General features: G+C 66.6%; 15 protein-coding genes. 9 read left to right on the forward strand and 6 right to left on the reverse strand.

The genetic code is table 11. From position 1 onward, the window contains the following. Positions 1-58: 58 nt before the first annotated feature. On the forward strand, positions 59-595 hold the full coding sequence (locus V9L20_RS08285; protein WP_337296207.1) for a cysteine hydrolase family protein: 537 nt from the start codon (positions 59-61) through the stop codon (positions 593-595). A gap of 9 nt (positions 596-604) precedes the next feature. Here V9L20_RS08285 and V9L20_RS08290 read toward each other — a convergent pair whose 3' ends face one another. Next, positions 605-1342 carry a metallophosphoesterase family protein gene (locus V9L20_RS08290; RefSeq protein WP_337296208.1) on the reverse strand — a complete coding sequence of 246 codons (738 nt, stop codon included), beginning with the start codon at positions 1340-1342 and terminating at the stop codon, positions 605-607. Between the two features lie 332 nt (positions 1343-1674). Next, a complete protein-coding gene (locus tag V9L20_RS08295; protein WP_337296209.1) occupies positions 1675-3348 on the reverse strand; it encodes a hypothetical protein in 1674 nt (557 codons plus the stop codon). Between the two features lie 123 nt (positions 3349-3471). On the opposite strand from V9L20_RS08295, the gene V9L20_RS08300 reads away from it, so the two are divergent. The 8 genes from V9L20_RS08300 to V9L20_RS08335 all read left to right on the forward strand — a co-directional run bounded on the left by V9L20_RS08300 (position 3472) and on the right by V9L20_RS08335 (position 10309). Then, complete coding sequence (locus tag V9L20_RS08300) at positions 3472-4143, forward strand: amino acid ABC transporter permease (protein WP_126749056.1); 672 nt, start codon at positions 3472-3474, stop codon at positions 4141-4143. A 27-nt stretch (positions 4144-4170) separates the two neighbouring features. Beyond that, positions 4171-4824 carry an amino acid ABC transporter permease gene (locus tag V9L20_RS08305; protein ID WP_258507770.1) on the forward strand — a complete coding sequence of 218 codons (654 nt, stop codon included), beginning with the start codon at positions 4171-4173 and terminating at the stop codon, positions 4822-4824. Positions 4825-4882: 58 nt separating this feature from the next. Then, positions 4883-5680 (forward strand): transporter substrate-binding domain-containing protein, encoded by a 798-nt coding sequence (locus V9L20_RS08310; protein ID WP_337296210.1) that lies wholly within the window; start codon positions 4883-4885, stop codon positions 5678-5680. Between the two features lie 35 nt (positions 5681-5715). Then, a complete protein-coding gene (locus V9L20_RS08315) occupies positions 5716-6471 on the forward strand; it encodes an amino acid ABC transporter ATP-binding protein (RefSeq protein ID WP_337296211.1) in 756 nt (251 codons plus the stop codon). Next, positions 6471-7214 (forward strand): sugar phosphate isomerase/epimerase family protein, encoded by a 744-nt coding sequence (locus V9L20_RS08320; RefSeq protein WP_337296212.1) that lies wholly within the window; start codon positions 6471-6473, stop codon positions 7212-7214. Before V9L20_RS08315 ends, V9L20_RS08320 begins: the two co-directional genes overlap by 1 nt. 5 nt (positions 7215-7219) lie before the next feature. Then, the gene (locus V9L20_RS08325) at positions 7220-8173 is read left to right on the forward strand and encodes a sugar kinase (protein ID WP_337296213.1); all 954 of its coding nucleotides are present in this window, start codon (positions 7220-7222) and stop codon (positions 8171-8173) included. 2 nt (positions 8174-8175) lie between these two features. After that, the gene (locus V9L20_RS08330; RefSeq protein ID WP_337296214.1) at positions 8176-9159 is read left to right on the forward strand and encodes a 2-hydroxyacid dehydrogenase; all 984 of its coding nucleotides are present in this window, start codon (positions 8176-8178) and stop codon (positions 9157-9159) included. A 124-nt stretch (positions 9160-9283) separates the two neighbouring features. Continuing rightward, a complete protein-coding gene (locus tag V9L20_RS08335; protein ID WP_337296215.1) occupies positions 9284-10309 on the forward strand; it encodes a LacI family DNA-binding transcriptional regulator in 1026 nt (341 codons plus the stop codon). Between the two features lie 325 nt (positions 10310-10634). Here the strand turns inward: V9L20_RS08335 and V9L20_RS08340 are convergent, their stop codons facing one another. The 4 genes from V9L20_RS08340 to V9L20_RS08355 are packed head-to-tail and all read right to left on the reverse strand — an operon-like array spanning position 10635 to position 15692. Next, positions 10635-11093, reverse strand: coding sequence for a RidA family protein (locus tag V9L20_RS08340; RefSeq protein WP_309951973.1), 459 nt, complete (start codon positions 11091-11093; stop codon positions 10635-10637). Then, positions 11090-12082 carry a transglutaminase family protein gene (locus V9L20_RS08345; protein ID WP_337296216.1) on the reverse strand — a complete coding sequence of 331 codons (993 nt, stop codon included), beginning with the start codon at positions 12080-12082 and terminating at the stop codon, positions 11090-11092. Before V9L20_RS08345 ends, V9L20_RS08340 begins: the two co-directional genes overlap by 4 nt. Before the next feature lie 18 nt (positions 12083-12100). Further along, positions 12101-12910: a basic amino acid ABC transporter substrate-binding protein gene (locus V9L20_RS08350; protein WP_337296217.1), complete on the reverse strand. Its 810-nt coding sequence runs from the start codon at positions 12908-12910 to the stop codon at positions 12101-12103. Positions 12911-12938: 28 nt separating this feature from the next. Beyond that, positions 12939-15692, reverse strand: coding sequence for a circularly permuted type 2 ATP-grasp protein (locus V9L20_RS08355; protein WP_337296218.1), 2754 nt, complete (start codon positions 15690-15692; stop codon positions 12939-12941). Positions 15693-15706: the final 14 nt, after the last annotated feature.

The raw sequence follows: 15706 nt of genomic DNA on the forward strand, positions 1-15706 counted from the left end.
GGTGGCGGGGGCATACTCGGGGCGGCCCCGAGTCCTTGCCTGCTTGCTTTCCACTCCCATGAAAACTGCCGTTCTCGTCATCGACATGCAACGCGGCCTGTGCGACGACCCGCCGCGCCCCTACGAAGCAGAACAGGTGATCCAGCGCATCAATGCGCTGACCGAGCGCGCACGCGCGTCCGGTGTGCCGGTGGCTTTCATCCAGCACGAGAACGAGATCGACCTGGAGTTCGACTCCGAACGCTGGCAACTTGCCGATGCGCTGTACGTGGATGCAGGCGACACGAAGATCCGCAAGACCACGCCCGATTCTTTCTTGCGCACGCCGCTCGAGGCGTGGCTGACGGGGCATGCTGTGCGGCGCCTGGTGATCTGCGGCTATTCGTCGGAGTTCTGCGTGGACACCGCCGTGCGCCGCGCCGCCGCGCTGGGCTATGAGGTGATGCTTGCGGCCGACGCGCACACTTCGCACGACAAGCCGCACGCCACGGGCGCCTTCATTCGTGCGCACCACAATGCCACGCTGGCTGACATCACCAGCTTCGGTGTGCGCATCAGCGCCGTGGACAGCGCTCAGATCGCGTTCGGCGATTGAACTGAAAGCCTAGGGCATGCGCCCGGTTGCGAGCGCATGGGCCCAGTCCGGCCGCCCGTTTTTCAGCGCCAGTGCCGCCATGGCCGTGTGGTCGTAAGGCACCGCAATCAGCCGGGAGGCCCAGCCGCTTTCGTGCCGTTCCACGATGGCATAGCGCGCGTTCGGCGAGCCGGTTTCCACGGCGTGCGGATACGGATGAATGTCGTCGTAGGCCGGCAGGCCCACGCTTCCCGGATTGACGATCAGCTGCCCACCGGATGCATGCGCCACGCGCGGTACATGCGTATGACCGCAGGCAATCAACTGCGCATCGACCTGGCCGAGGCGTGCATCGATTTCCGCCTGCGTTGCAGCGCGGAACACCGTGGGCTCCACGGTCTCCAGAAAGTATTCGAGATCGCTGGAAGGCGTGCCGTGGCAGAGCAGGACTTCCGGACTGAAGCGCAGGCTGTGCCCGAGCGACGCCATCCACTCGAACTCCTTCGCGCCAAGCCGGGCATGCGCGAACGCATCGGAGGGGCCGCGCTTTTCCGCAGGCGTTGTGAGCAACTGGCGTTCATGGTTGCCCGCGAGATGAACCCAGTCCTGCGCCATCAGGAACTGTGCGGTCTCCAGCGGCATCAGCGGACCGGAGAGACTGTCGCCCAGGTTCACGATGACATCCGCGCCGCGGCGGGCAATGTCTTCGACCACGGCTTCGAGTGCGGGGAGGTTTCCGTGGATGTCGGAGACTAGGGCTATGCGCATTTGGTAGGGCTTTTTCGGGGGCGGGGAGATCTTAGTTCTGAGGTGTGGTTTGGGGTTTTTCTGGGCGTGTGCAAAGGCCACCGGGTACTCCCCTCCGCGAATGTCCCCCGGCTTCGCCCCCTCCTTTATTTCGCTGCGGGGAGCACCCGATGCCCTGTGCACCGGGGCACGCTGCTGGTGTTCCGCTGATCAACCACGGCTCTGGATCACGCGCCCGCTGGCGGGGTGCCTTGCGCAGCGAAATAAAGGAGGAGGCCGCAGGCCGGGGGACATTCGCGGAGTAAGGTACCCCGTCGGCGGGTGCGCCGCCCTGAACAACGCACACGCGAAGATCAATCAGCCCCCGACCGCCAAACCCGCGCCAGCGCACCGAGTTTCCCGCGAAACCCCAGCCGATCATTAGACAGCGCATCGATGAAGTCAGACAGGCGCTGAGACTTCACCATTGTGTAGATCGTGAGCCAGGTCGTGAAGACGAACACCACGCCGAACCAGATCGCCTTGCGCCACAGCGGTGCGTCGGCCTCGGCCAGCAGGTTCATGCCGAGAAAGCCCGTGGTGACAGTGCCGATCAGGCCGAACAGCGTGACCACCGTGAGCCGCACCACGGTGCTTGCCTGCCGGCGCAGGCTGTCCGCATCGAGGTAGGTGTTCATGTCGGCGATGCGCGACTTGACCTCGTCGTAGAGCGGATCGAGGCCGAGGTGCGTGGTGCACATGTGGGAGAGCGCCCGCACCTGCGCCTGCTCGGAAATCTCGTGGAACCAGTAGCGGTGGGTAAAGCGCAGAAAACGCTCGAAGCTCGAACGGATGGCGCGCTTGAACTGCTTCACGCTCGGGGTGCTGCGAATGTCGAGCCGCTTGAGCGCCTCCACCAGCTGGTCCGAGAACATCAGCAGCGATGCCTTCTGGAAATGCGCGATGAGAAACAGCAGGAAGTGCTGGTGCCTGAACTGCGCGAGCACGCCGCGGTCGCGGCAGCAGAAGAATTCGGAGCGCGCATCGCCGACCACGATCAGCGCGTGGCCGTTGCACAGGTAGCGCGTGTTCGGCGCAGCGCCGGCGTCGACCCAGAAGCGGTCGTAGCAGTACTTGTGTTCGAAGTCTGCAAGGTGCTGCTCCGCATAGGGCAGGTGGGCATCGCGCGCCGCATCGGCCTCGGCGGCGCCGGTGACCAGGCCAAGCCGGATGAAGTCGTTGCGCGAGAGGCGCTTCGGGTCATCGAGCGAAAGGTAGGCCATCACGGGCATGCGGTAGTACTCGATCTGCCGGTAGCGCAGCACGCCCGGGTCGTCGGAATGGTCGCTCACCAGCGGCTGCATCAGGTAGGCCCAGTGGGCCGAAATGCGCGGCGCGCGATGCTCGGCCACGTGCGAGAGAAATGCGTCGCGCTGCTGCGCATCCGATCGTGCGAGCACGCTGCCGTCGGCGGCCAGCCACTCGACGCTGGCCATGCAATGCAGCGCGTTGCCGTCGGCACTCCAGCCGGCAGGGTAGGCGCGGCCGAAGCGGTAGAGCAGGTCTTGCGCCTGCGCAAGGCTCAGGTTGTCCGCGCCGACTTCCAGGTTGAGCAGCACCACGTCGATGTCGAAGAAAAAGTACAGGTCGCAATGCACCACGTCGAGCGTGATGGGCGCGTCGCCGGCCTGCGGCACCATCCGCACGGCCGCAACGTCGCGCCGCCTAAAGATGCGCATCGGCGAGTCGCCGTCGTTGCCGCCTTCTTCGCCGCTCTTGCCCTTGGAGCGGCCCTCGCCGTACAGGAAGCGCTGCACATACGGCAGGAAGCTCACGAACTCGTTGTAGTGCCGCTCGTGAAAGCGGCTGCTGTCGCCGGTGTATTCGTCGATCTCCTCGCGCCAGGGCGATGCATCGCCCATCTCGCGCAGCAGGTGCCACGGACCGTGGTGCGCCGGCTTGGCATCGGGCGCCGGCATCAGCCGCAAGGGCCAGAGCAGGGCTTGCCTGAAATGCTGCACGGCGGGCGCTGTGGGTGTATTGGACATCGCTCCAGTGTAGGCAGGAGGTGCCTACCTAGGGGAATCCCTAAGCCGTTCTGAAACCGGTTTCATATAAGCTGCAAGCATTGCTTTCGAGGCATGCGCACGGCAACGCCCGTGCTCGCAACCATGAACTACCAGTTTCAATTCGACGCCGTCTTCGCTGCCTGGCCGCTGCTGCTCAAGGGCACCTGGATCACGATTCAGCTTTCGCTTTCCGCCACACTGATCGGCCTGGTGGTCGCCATCTTCTGCGCCTGGGGCAAGACCTCGGGACCGGGCTGGCTGCGCTTTGTCATCAACGCGTACATCGAGGTCATCCGCAACACGCCTTTCCTGGTGCAGCTCTTCTTTTTCTTCTTCGCGCTGCCGGCCATCGGCCTGCGCTGGTCGCCGCAAACGGCCGCGCTGGTGGCCATGGTGGTGAACCTCGGCGCGTATGCGACCGAGATCATCCGTGCAGGCATCGAGTCGATTCCCAAGGGGCAGATCGAGGCGGGCAGGGCGCTCAACCTCAAGCCCTGGGAGATCTTCCGCTTCGTGATCATCAAGCCGGCGCTCAAGGCCATCTACCCGGCGCTCACGAGCCAGTTCATCCTGTTGATGCTGAGCTCGGCCGTGGTGTCGGTCATCTCGGCCGACGACCTGACCTCGGTGGCCGCCAACCTGCAGTCGCAAACCTTCCGCAGCTTCGAGATCTACATCGTCGTGGCTGCCATCTACCTCGCGCTGGCACTGGCCTTCTCGGCCATGTTCAAGCTGATCTACAAGCGCACGCTCAACTATCCGGACCGCCGGTAACAAGCCCCGGACGGAGCCAGAACCATCATGCGTACCTTCGGTTTTCCCGAATTCCTGTTCATTCTCGAAGCGGCCAAGTGGACGCTGGCGCTCTCGGCCATCGCATTCGTGGGCGGCGCGATCCTGGGGTTGATCATCGCGCTCATGCGCACGTCCGAATCGGCATGGGCACGCGGCGTATCGACCACCTTCATCCAGATTTTCCAAGGCACGCCGCTGCTGCTGCAGCTGTTCCTGGTGTTCTTCGGCGCGCCGGTGCTGGGGCTCGACATCAACCCATGGGTTGCCGCGGGCGTGGCGCTCATCCTCAACAGCGCGGCCTTCCTCGGTGAAATCTGGCGCGGCTGCATCGAGGCGGTTCCGCGCGGCCAATGGGAAGCCGCCGAGGCGCTGAGCCTCAAGTACAGCGCGCGCATGCGCGACGTGGTGTTGCCGCAGGCTTTCAAGATTGCGCTCGCGCCCACCGTGGGCTACCTGGTGCAGATCATCAAGGGCACCTCGCTTGCAGCCATCATCGGCTTCGTGGAAGTGACGCGCGCCGGGCAAATTGTCAACAACGCCACCTTCCAGCCGCTCATCGTGTTCTCGGTGGTGGCCGCCATCTACTTTGCGATCTGCTGGCCGCTTTCATTGCTGGCCGGGCGCATGGAGCGCAAGCGCGCACAGGCGCTCGCACGCTGATCGTTTTTCGTTTTCTCTCTTCTCGTCGCTTCCTTCTTATTTTCAGGAGACACATCCAATGACCCGTACCACCACCCGCCGCGTTGCGCTGGCAGCCCTTGGCCTTGGCGCCGCGCTCACCGTGTTCGCACCCTTCGCATCGGCCCAATCCGTGGCTGACATCAAGAAGAAGGGCGAGATCACCATCGGCATGCTGGTCGACTTTCCGCCTTACGGCACCACCAATGCTCAGAACCAGCCCGACGGTTACGACGCCGACGTGGCCAAGCTGCTCGCCAAGGACTGGGGCGTCAAGGCCAACATCGTGCCGGTGACGGGCCCCAACCGCATTCCCTTCCTGCTGACCAACAAGGTCGACGTGCTGGTCGCCTCGCTGGCCATCACGCCCGAGCGCGCCAAGCAGGTGCAGTTCTCGCAGCCCTACGCGGCCGCCACCATCGTGCTGTACGGCGCCACCAAGACGCCCATCAAGGCGGCAGGCGACCTGAAGGGCCTGCGCGTAGGCGTGGCTCGCGCTTCGACGCAAGACGTGGCCGTGACCAAGGCCGCGCCCGAAGGCACGGAAATCCGCCGCTTCGACGACGACGCATCGGCCATGCAAGCGCTGATCTCGGGCCAGGTCGATGCCATCGGCTGCTCGGTGACCGTGGCCGCGCAAATCGCCAAGCGCGTGCCCGCCGGCAGCTACGAAAACAAGTTCACGCTGGTGCAGCAATCGATGGGCATCGCGATGCGTCCAGGCCAGGAAGAGCTGCACAAGGCGGTCAACGAGTTCGTTGCCAAGAACACCGCCAATGGCGAGCTCAACAAGCTCTACCAAAAGTGGCTGCAGGCCGACCTGCCGAAGATGCAGTGAACCGCAAGGGCTGAAGAAGAAAAGGGAATCCTGGCATGACGACGGAATCGATCATCCGCATGGAAGCGGTCAACAAGTGGTACGGTGAATTCCAGGTGTTGACCGGCATCGACCTGTCGGTGCGCCAGGGCGAGCGCATCGTGATCTGCGGGCCTTCGGGCTCCGGAAAATCGACGCTCATTCGCTGCATCAACCGGCTCGAAACGGTGCAGAAGGGCCGCATCGTGGTCGATGGCATCGACCTGACGGCCGGCGGCAAGAATGTGGACGCGGTGCGTGCCGAAGTGGGCATGGTGTTTCAGCAGTTCAACCTGTTTCCGCACCTCACCATTCTGGAAAACTGCACGCTCGCGCCGATGCGCTCGCGCGGCATGACGAAGGCCCAGGCGGAAGAGGTGGCCATGAAGTACCTTACGCGCGTGCGCATTCCAGAGCAGGCCGGCAAGTATCCGAGCCAGCTCTCGGGCGGACAGCAGCAGCGCGTGGCCATTGCGCGCGCGCTGTGCATGACGCCCAAGATCATGCTGTTCGACGAGCCCACCTCGGCGCTCGATCCCGAGATGGTCAAGGAAGTGCTCGACACCATGATCGGCCTGGCCGAAGACGGTATGACCATGCTGTGCGTGACGCACGAAATGGGCTTTGCCCGCAGCGTGGCCGACCGGGTGATCTTCATGGCCGATGGCAAGATCGTCGAGCAGGCGCCGCCGCAAGAATTCTTCAGCAATCCGCAGAACGAAAAAACGCGCCAGTTCCTTGGACAGATCCTGAGCTCGCACCAGGCTCACTGATGTCTTTCCAGGTACTGATTTCTCTGTCGTCCTTCGGTGCGGCCGAGGTGGGGCGGCATGGCCAGCTCTGGTGCTCGCAGATGGCGCTGGAGGCGGGCGCCGATTCGGTCGAAGTGCGCGGCGAGATGCTGCGCAACCCCGATGCGGAACTGCCTTCGCTGGCGGGGCTTGCCTCCGTGTATTCCAGCCCTGAAGGGCTCTGGGCCGAAGGCGGCTGGCTCGACAGCGCCGCGCTTGCGCGCGGCATCGCCGCCGCAACGAAGCTGGGCGCCAAGCGGCTCAAGATGTCGATCGGCGACTTTCGCCCGTCGTCGCACGGATCGCTGTGGGGCCTGAAGGTGCAGCTCGCGGAAACGCGTGTCGAGCTGCTGATCGAAAACGATCAGACCGTGCGCGCTGGCGCGCTGCCGGCACTGCAGAGCTTCTTCGACGTGGCCGACAAGGCCGGCGTCGAACTCGGCATGACCTTCGACATGGGCAACTGGCACTGGCTCGGCGAATGCCCGCTGCAGGCCGCAGAGGTACTGGCCCGCCGCGTGCGCTATGTGCATTGCAAGGGCGCGCAGCGCCTGCCGCACAAGTGGGTGGCAGTGCCGCTGGGCGACTCGGCCGCGCCATGGCGCGCGGTGCTGCGCGCGCTGCCGGCCGATGTGCCGCATGCCATCGAATACCCTCTCGTGGGGGACGACCTGTTGGCCGTCACACGCACGCAAATCGACTTCATCCGCTCCGTGCGAGCGTAGAAAACATGACAGAACCGACCGCTTTCGACGTTGCCCTGTTCGGCGAGGCCATGCTGCTGCTCGTGGCCGACCGCCCCGGTCCGCTGGAAAACGCAGAGGCGTTCCACAAGCGCACTGCGGGCGCCGAGACCAACGTGGCCATCGGCCTTTCGCGCCTGGGCCTCAAGGTGGGCTGGGCCAGCCGGCTCGGCACCGACTCGATGGGGCGCTATCTGATTGCAACGATGAAGGCCGAGGGCATCGACTGCTCGCACGTGATCTGCGACCCCGCGCAGCGCACCGGCTTCCAGTTCAAGGGACGCGTCACAGACGGCAGCGATCCGCCGGTCGAATACCACCGCAAGGGCTCGGCCGCAAGCCACATGGGCCCGGCAGATGTCGATGAAGCCTGGCTGCGTTCGGCGCGCCACCTGCATGCCACGGGCGTGTTCCCGGCCATCTCCGACACCAGCCTGCAGGCCGCCCTCAAGACGATGGACGTGATGCGCTCGGCCGGTCGCACCATTTCGTTCGACACCAACCTGCGGCCTACGCTGTGGCCGTCGACCGACACCATGCGCCACTGGATCAACGAGCTGGCCTCGCGCGCCGACTGGGTGCTGCCCGGCATCGAGGAGGGCCTGCTGCTCACCGGCCATACCCAGCCCGAAGACGTGGCGCGCTTCTACCGCGAGCGCGGCGCTAAGCTGGTGGTCGTCAAGCTCGGTTCCGAAGGCGCGTACTACGACAGCGACGTGGCGGGCACCGGACGCATCGAAGGCTTTCCGGTGAAGGAAGTGATCGACACCGTGGGCGCGGGCGACGGCTTTGCGGCCGGCGTGGTGAGTGCATTGCTCGAAGGCAAGAGCGTGCCCGAGGCCGTGCGCCGCGGCGCCTGGATTGGCGCACGCGCGGTGCAGGTGCTGGGCGATACCGAAGGCTTGCCAACGCGCGCCGAACTCGAAGAAGCAGGACTCTGATAATGACCGACAAGAAGAACGTGCTTGTCTTCAGGGCGCTGCCCGAAGACCAACTCGCGCGCCTGCAGGCCGCACACCATGTGACCGTTGCCGATCCGCGGAAGAAGCCGGAGGCCTTTGGCGCCGCGCTCGGCACCGCGAACGGGCTGATCGGTTCGAGCTACAACGTCGACGCCGCGCTGCTCGATGCGGCGCCCCAGCTCAAGGTCATCTCGAGCGTGTCGGTCGGCGTCGACAACTATCCACTGGCCGAGCTGCACAAGCGCGGCATCGTGCTGTGCCACACGCCCGACGTGCTGACCGAGACGGTGGCCGACACGGTGTTCGCCATCCTGATGGCCACGCAACGGCGCGTGGTCGAGCTGTCGAATCTCGTGCGCGAAGGCCGCTGGACGAAGAACATCGGCGAAGAGCTCTTCGGCACCGATGTGCACGGCAAGACGCTGGGCATTCTTGGCTTCGGCCGCATCGGCCAGGCCGTGGCACGGCGCGCGGCACTGGGCTTCGGCATGCCGGTGCTCTATCACTCGCGCCGGCCGGTCGACCTGGCCGCGCAGGCGCCCGAGCTGCAGGGCCGGGCCGCGCATACACCGCTCGATGAACTGCTCGCACGTTCGGACATCGTGCTGGCGATGCTGCCGCTCACCGACGCGACGCGCGGCATGATCGATGCCGGCTTCTTCGCGCGCATGAAGCCAGGGGCGTCTTTCATCAATGGCGGCCGTGGCGCTACGGTGAACGAAACCGCATTGCTGCACGCGCTCGACCACGGCACGTTGCGCGCCGCGGGCCTGGACGTGTTCGCGAAAGAGCCGCTGCCGGCCGATTCGCCGCTGCGCACGCATTCGCGCGTGACGCCGCTGCCGCACATCGGTTCGGCGACGCATGAGACGCGGCATGCGATGGCTGAGCTGGCAACGACCAATCTTCTACAGGTCTTGGCCGGCGAGAAACCGACCGCGCCGTACGACACGGCGGGCGCATGAAGCCCTCGAGGATTTTCTCCCTCCCCCGCTGGGGGAGGGTAGGGGTGGGGGCAAGCGGCGAATCCATTTCGCGCTCTGCCTGCCCCCATCCCAACCTTCCCCCAGCGGGGGAAGGAGCAAATCCATGAATCCGAGCGGGCGCGCCACCATTGCCGACGTCGCCGAAGCCGCAGGCGTCTCCAAAGCCACCGTCTCGCGCTTTCTCAACCACCGCGAGCGCCTCTTGAGCCGCGACATCGCGGCGCGGGTTGAGGCAGCCATCGCCAAGCTGGCCTACACGCCCAGCCCCATGGCACAGGCGCTGAGCCACGGTCGCTCGCGCCTCATCGGCCTGATCGTGGCGGACATCACCAACCCGTATTCGGTAGCCGTGCTGCGCGGTGCCGAGAAGGCCTGCCAGGACGCGGGCTACCTGGTGATGCTGTTCAACCTGGGCAACGAGAGCGAACGCGAACGCGAGGCCATCGATGCGCTTGCGGGCTACCAGGTCGACGGCTTCATTCTCAACACGCTGGGGCGCGGCAGCAACGTGGTCGATGCGGTCACGCTGCACGGCAAGCCCGCCGTGCTGGTCGACCGCCGGCACGCCGGCATGCACACCGATTTCGTCTCGCTCGACAACCATTCGGCCATGCGCGACACCTGCGGCCATCTGGTCGAAGGCGGCTACCGCGAACTGCTCTACGTGACCGAGCCGCAGAAGGGCGTGAGCTCGCGGCGCGAACGCACCGCCGCTTTCGGTGCCTGCGTGGCCGCGCACGAGCCACGCGTGGCGGGCGAGGTGTTCGAAAGCGTCGAGGGAGAGAGCGATGCGCTGGACGAAGCCTTGCGCGCCTTGCATCGGCGCGCAAAGCGCGGGCGCCGTGCGGCAGTGGTCGCGGGCAATGCGGTGGTCACGCTGCGCGTCGCACAGGCCATGGCGCGCCTGGGGTGGCAGTTCGGGCAGGAGCTGGGCTTCGTCGGCTTCGACGACCCGGAGTGGGCTTCGCTGATCGGCCCCGGCCTGAGCACCGTGGCACAGCCCACCGACGCCATCGGCCGCTGCGCCGCTACGTGCCTGATCGAACGGCTGCACGGGCTGGATGTGGCAGCACGCCAGTTGCTGCTGCCGGGGCAGCTGGTGGTGCGGGGCTCATCTCAGCCGGCATAGCAACCGGCTCAGCAGCGGCCAGGTCCGCGACGCGAACGAGGCGGCTGAGTTCGACCCGCTCGGCAATCCAGCGCTGGAAATTTCGTTCGGCCTGCAGCTTGAACTCGTTGCGCGTGTGATTGCAGATGGCGTGGGCAAGGCGCCGGTGCTTCTGCTTGCGAACGCCGCCCAGCGTCGAATCGTTCAGGTGCTCGATGGTGGCCGAGTCAGGGGCGCTGCGAGGCTCCGCAAAATCCATCGGCAAGCCGCACCAGTGGCAGTTGTTGCCGAAGGAAGAGCGCAGGGCCTGCACGCTCATGGCTGTGGCTGCCCGCGCTGGAGCCGGTCAGCCGACTTCGGCAACCAGGTCGATCTCGACGCAGGCACCCATCGGCACCTGTGCCACGCCGAATGCGCTGCGCGCGTGCGAGCCCTTTTCGGCGCCGAACACTTCGGCAAACAGCTCGCTGGCGCCATTGGTCACCAGGTGCTGCTCGGTGAAGGTGCCGACGGAGTTGACCAGGCTCATGACCTTGACGATGCGCGTGATCTTGTTCAGGTCGCCCACGGCGGCATGCAGCGTGCCCAGCAGGTCGATGGCAATGGCGCGCGCGGCCTGCTTGCCTTCCTCGGTGCTGATGCTGGCGCCGAGCTGGCCGGTCCAGACCTTGCCGTCTTTCTTGGCGATATGGCCCGACAGAAAAACCAGGTTGCCGGTGCGCACGAAGGGCACATAGGCCGCGGCGGGGGCGGCGACCGGGGGCAGGGTGATGCCGAGGCTGGAAAGCTTGTCGTAAACGCTCATTGGAGATCCTTGTCCGAGGGTTGCGATTGAGTTTGGGATTGCGTCTGTGATTGTGACTGCGCCGCTTGCGCAGCCTGCGTGCGCAGCTCTTCGATGGGTTGCACCGTCACGCCCACCTTGAGCGTGTGGCGCGCGCCGCCGTGCAGCACGCCGCGCATGGGCGACACGTCGGAATAGTCGCGGCCGATGGCGAGCGCGACATAGTCTTCGCCTGGTTGGCGGCCGTTGGTGGGGTCGAACTCGGCCCAGCCGCCGGCGCTCTCGGGGCCGTCGCCATTGCCGGGCAGGTACACCGACACCCAGGCGTGCGAGGCATCGGCACCCACCAGCCGCGGCTGGCCGGGCGGCGGCTGCGTGAGCAGGTAGCCGCTCACGTAGCGCGCGGGCAGGCCCATCATGCGAAAGCAGGCAATCATGATGTGGGCGAAGTCCTGGCACACGCCCTTGCGCTGCGCGAGCGCTTCGACCGCGGGCGTGCTGATCTCGGTGCTGTCGGCCTCGTAGGCAAAGTCGCGGTACATGCGCTCGGTGAGGTCCATCGCCACGTCGAAGGTCGGCCGCTCGGGCGCGAAGCTTGCGCGTGCGTAGGCCGCGAAGTCGTCGTGGCGGGGTACGTAGGGCGACGGAAAAACGAACTCCGAGGCCGGATCGAAGGTGGCGTCCTTTCGGTACCGGAAGCGCTCGCGAACGGCCTCCCAGGGCAGCTCGCGCGCCACGGCCGGCGAAAGCACAGGCTCGGAGGTCTCGACCACGCTTTCGGCGGTGACCACGAGGCTGTCGTGCGTGGCCTCGAGTGCAAAGAAGGCGCGGGTGTTGCCGTACACGTCGGGCAGTTCGTTGCGCTGCGCGGGCTGGGGTTCTATGGCGAGCTTGTGGCTCACCAGCCGCTGCGACCCGGTGGCCAGCGGCTTCAGGTGGGCCAGGTGCTGCGCCGTTTCGACCGGGGGCGAATACTCGTAGCGGGTTTCGTGCGTGACGTGAAGAAGCATGGGGTTCCTGCTGGGGAGCTACTTCGGCGTGCCGCCGAAATGCGCCGCGTAGATCTTGTCGTAGCTGCCGTCGGCCTTGATGTCGTCGAGGCCCTTGTTGATCCTGGCCAGGAGTTCCGCATTGCCTTTCTTGACCGCAATGCCGTATTGCTCGACCGGAAAGGCCGCATCGCTCACCGTCTTGAAGCCGCCGCCGGGGTTGTTGGCAAGGTAGTGCTCCACCACGCCGTTGTCGGCCACCACGGCCTGCACGCCGCCGGCTTCGAGCTCCTTGAGCGCGAGCGGCGTGGACTCGAAGCGCTTGATGTTGCCGCTCGACTTGCCCTGCAGCTTGCCCACCACTTCGTCGCCCGTGGTGCCGTTCTGCACGCCGACCTTCATGGCCTTGATGTCTTCGAAACTGGCCACCTGTGCATCGCGCCTGACCGCGATGAGTTGCCTGGCTTCGAAGTAGGGCTTCGAAAAGTCCATGGCCTGGCGGCGCTCGCCGGTGATGGTGATGGCCGACACCAGCAGGTCGCGGTCGCCTTGGTCGAGCGCGTTGAAGATGCCTTCCCAAGGCGTGTTGACGAACTTCACTTCGAAGCCGGCCTTGCCCGCGATCGCCTTGACCACCTCGATGTCGAAACCCACGATCTCGCCCTTTTCGTTCTGCGACTCGAAGGGGGTGTAGGCGGCATCGGTGCCGACCACCAGCACCCGGGCCGCCGCGGGCGCAGGCGTGGCCGTAGTGGCGGTGGTGGGCTCCTGCTTGCCGCAACCGGCCAGTGCAAGTGCCGCAAAGGCGGTAAGGGCGGCAGTGAACGTGATGCGGCGGTTGGCAAGCATGTTGCGTCCTCCTTCAAAAAGGGCGTGTTCAGGCGCCGACCGAACGCAGCGATTCCGACGTGAGCGTGAAATAGCGCGTGCCGATGGCGTCGGACACATGGTAGGCCGCCGTCTCGCAGCTGGCGAGAAGCTGGACCAGTGCGGGGTAGTCGGCATCGGCGCCGGTGGCGCACAGATGCTCGAGCGTCCAGGTTGCGGGGTCGGGCAGCTCGTAAGACAGGGCGGTGAGCTTGCCGGGCGCGCTGCCCGCAAGGCGCGCAATGCGTCCGCGCAGCGTTTGCGTGACCCACGCCAGCGAGCGCGGGTTCTCGGCGTCGAGCACCAGCAAATCGACCAGCGTGGCCACGTCGCGCCGCTGCTGGTAGCGCGCGTGGAAGGTGATGGTGCTGTCGAACAGCGCCACCATGGCTTCGAAGCCGCTCACCTCGTGCACGGCGCCGTTCTCGAAGCCGGCCTCCAGTGCGTTCGACAAAAAGCCCAGCCGCTCGATGTGACGGCCGATCGACAGCAGGCGCCAGGCGTCGTCGCGCGTCATGCGGTCGGTTTGTGCGCCGGTCATGGCGGCCAATGCGGTGCTGGCGGATTCGAGCGCGCGCAGCGCTGCGCCGGTGGCAAAGCTGCCTTCGCCGGCCTGCTCGGCCGCGCGCCGCAGAAACTCGGCTTCGGTGCGCACGATCTGGTTCCAGTTGTCCTGCGAGAGCCGTTCGCGCACGGCGGCGGCGGCCTGTCGGATGCAGCGCAGGCTGAAGCCGACGCTGCCGCCGCGCTCCACGTCGCCGAGCTCGGCAATCAGTGCGCGCTCGAACACCCGGCGCGATTGCGGTGCGCTGGGCACGCCCGCCGGCACCAGCGCATTGCGCAGGGCCATGCGATGCAGCCACTCGAGCAGCGGGCGCGACGACTGGTCTTCGCTGCCCAGCAGGTTGAGCGTGAGGCGCGCGAGCCGCACCGCGTTTTCCGCCCGCTCGGTGTAGCGGCCGAGCCAGAACATGTTCTCGGCCGCGCGGCTGGTAACCGGCGCCCGGTGCCGCGCGAGCGAAGCCGGCGTGGCATGCGGCTGCAGCAGCGTGGTGCGGTCGACTTCGCCGTGCGTTTGCACCCATACGTCGGCACTGCTGCCGCCGCGCTGCATGGAGGCGATCTGCGCATCGCGGCCGGCAAGCCGCGCCAGCCCGCCGGGCAGCACGCGCCACGACTGCGCGCCGTCGCTCACCGCGAAGACGCGCAGCAGCACCGCGCGCGGCGCAATGTGGCCCGGCCCCAGGTCATTGGCCCAGGTGGGCATCTGCGACAGCGGCAGGTAGCTCTGGATGGTGTGGGCTTCGCCGTCGCGCACGATGCGGCCGGCCCATTCGTCGAGCTGGCGCCGGCTCAGTTCGCTGCCGAGCACCGCGTCGAAGCTGGTCTGCCCGTCGAACCCGGGGTAGGTCGGCTTGATGGCGCATTCGCCCAGCTGCGGCAGCACGGCCTCGAGCGCGGCACGCTCGCCGCACCACCAGGTCGGCAGCGCCGGCAGCTTGAGCTTTTCGCCGATGAGGCGACGCGCGAGGCCTGGCAAGAAGCCCAGGAGCGCGGGGGATTCGAGAAACGCCGAACCCGGCATGTTGGCCACCAGCACGTTGCCGGCCCGAATGGCCTGCAGCAGGCCGGGCACGCCCAGCGTGGAATCCGGCCGCAGTTCGAGCGGATCGAGGAACTGGTCGTCCAGCCGCTTGATGAGTCCGTGCACCGGGCGCAGGCCCTGCAGTGTCTTGAGGTAGAGCCGCTGGTCGCGCACCGTGAGGTCGCTGCCCTCGACCAGCGTCACGCCGAGATAGCGCGCAAGGTATGCGTGCTCGAAGTAGGTCTCGTTGTAGGGGCCCGGCGTGAGCAGCGCAATGTGCGGCGGCACGCCGGCCGGGCACATGCGCTGCAGCCCGTCCATCATGGCGCTGTAGGTGGCGGCCAGGCGCTGCACATGCAGCGCCTCGAAGGCCTGCGGAAACTGGCGCGTGATGGCGAGGCGGTTTTCGAGCAGATAGCCCAGGCCCGAAGGCGCCTGCGTGCGCTGCGACACCACCCACCAGTTGCCATCGGGTCCACGGGCGAGGTCGAAAGCCGCAATGTGCAGCCAGGTGTCGCCCGGCGGCTTCACGCCGTGCAGCGCGCGCAGGTAACCGGGGTGCCCGCGCACCAGCGCCGGCGGCAGAAGGCCTTCGCTCAGCAGTTGCTGCGGGCCGTAGACATCGGCCATGACGCGGTCGAGCACGCGCACGCGCTGCAGCACGCCGGTTTCGATCTGGTTCCAGCTTTCGGGCGAGACGATCAGCGGGAAGAGGTCGAGCGACCACGGGCGCTGCGGCCCGTTGGCGTCGGCGTAGACGTTGTAGGTAACGCCGTTGTCGCGGATCTGCCGCTCCAGGTTGACCGCCCGCCGCGGTAGGTCGCCGAACCCGCCCGGGCCGAGCTGCTCGAAGAATGCGTTCCAGGCCGGCGTGAGGGGCGGCTTCTCGTTGGAGGGCTGCGGCTGCTGGAGAACCTGGGTCTGTGTCTGCGTCTGGGATTGGGCCTGCGACGGGTTCTGCAGAGGCGCGGAGCGCTCGGCCGCCGCGTCGTAGAGCGCCGGCGGCGCGGCCACGGCCGGCGCTGCGCCGGTGACCTGGCGCGGCGGCACTGCGGGCATGGCTTCTCCGCGCAGTTCGTCGAAGTGGCCGGGCAGGGCGGCCGGGGCGAGCGCCGACGCCAGGGCGGCTGGAAATTCCAGCGCCTGGGCGTCGAACAGGGATTCGTTCAAAGGTTCCACAGGGGATGGATTGT

Source organism: Variovorax sp. CCNWLW225 (assembly GCF_037204045.1).
GTDB lineage: Bacteria > Pseudomonadota > Gammaproteobacteria > Burkholderiales > Burkholderiaceae_C > Variovorax.

What these genes read in the sequence shown, in the direction of transcription:
- V9L20_RS08285 (WP_337296207.1), top strand. Translation starts at nt 59, where the DNA reads ATGAAAACTGCCGTTCTCGTCATCGACATGCAACGCGGCCTGTGCGAC.
- V9L20_RS08290 (WP_337296208.1), bottom strand. Translation starts at nt 1,342, where the DNA reads ATGCGCATAGCCCTAGTCTCCGACATCCACGGAAACCTCCCCGCACTC.
- V9L20_RS08295 (WP_337296209.1), bottom strand. Translation starts at nt 3,348, where the DNA reads ATGTCCAATACACCCACAGCGCCCGCCGTGCAGCATTTCAGGCAAGCC.
- V9L20_RS08300 (WP_126749056.1), top strand. Translation starts at nt 3,472, where the DNA reads ATGAACTACCAGTTTCAATTCGACGCCGTCTTCGCTGCCTGGCCGCTG.
- V9L20_RS08305 (WP_258507770.1), top strand. Translation starts at nt 4,171, where the DNA reads ATGCGTACCTTCGGTTTTCCCGAATTCCTGTTCATTCTCGAAGCGGCC.
- V9L20_RS08310 (WP_337296210.1), top strand. Translation starts at nt 4,883, where the DNA reads ATGACCCGTACCACCACCCGCCGCGTTGCGCTGGCAGCCCTTGGCCTT.
- V9L20_RS08315 (WP_337296211.1), top strand. Translation starts at nt 5,716, where the DNA reads ATGACGACGGAATCGATCATCCGCATGGAAGCGGTCAACAAGTGGTAC.
- V9L20_RS08320 (WP_337296212.1), top strand. Translation starts at nt 6,471, where the DNA reads ATGTCTTTCCAGGTACTGATTTCTCTGTCGTCCTTCGGTGCGGCCGAG.
- V9L20_RS08325 (WP_337296213.1), top strand. Translation starts at nt 7,220, where the DNA reads ATGACAGAACCGACCGCTTTCGACGTTGCCCTGTTCGGCGAGGCCATG.
- V9L20_RS08330 (WP_337296214.1), top strand. Translation starts at nt 8,176, where the DNA reads ATGACCGACAAGAAGAACGTGCTTGTCTTCAGGGCGCTGCCCGAAGAC.
- V9L20_RS08335 (WP_337296215.1), top strand. Translation starts at nt 9,284, where the DNA reads ATGAATCCGAGCGGGCGCGCCACCATTGCCGACGTCGCCGAAGCCGCA.
- V9L20_RS08340 (WP_309951973.1), bottom strand. Translation starts at nt 11,093, where the DNA reads ATGAGCGTTTACGACAAGCTTTCCAGCCTCGGCATCACCCTGCCCCCG.
- V9L20_RS08345 (WP_337296216.1), bottom strand. Translation starts at nt 12,082, where the DNA reads ATGCTTCTTCACGTCACGCACGAAACCCGCTACGAGTATTCGCCCCCG.
- V9L20_RS08350 (WP_337296217.1), bottom strand. Translation starts at nt 12,910, where the DNA reads ATGCTTGCCAACCGCCGCATCACGTTCACTGCCGCCCTTACCGCCTTT.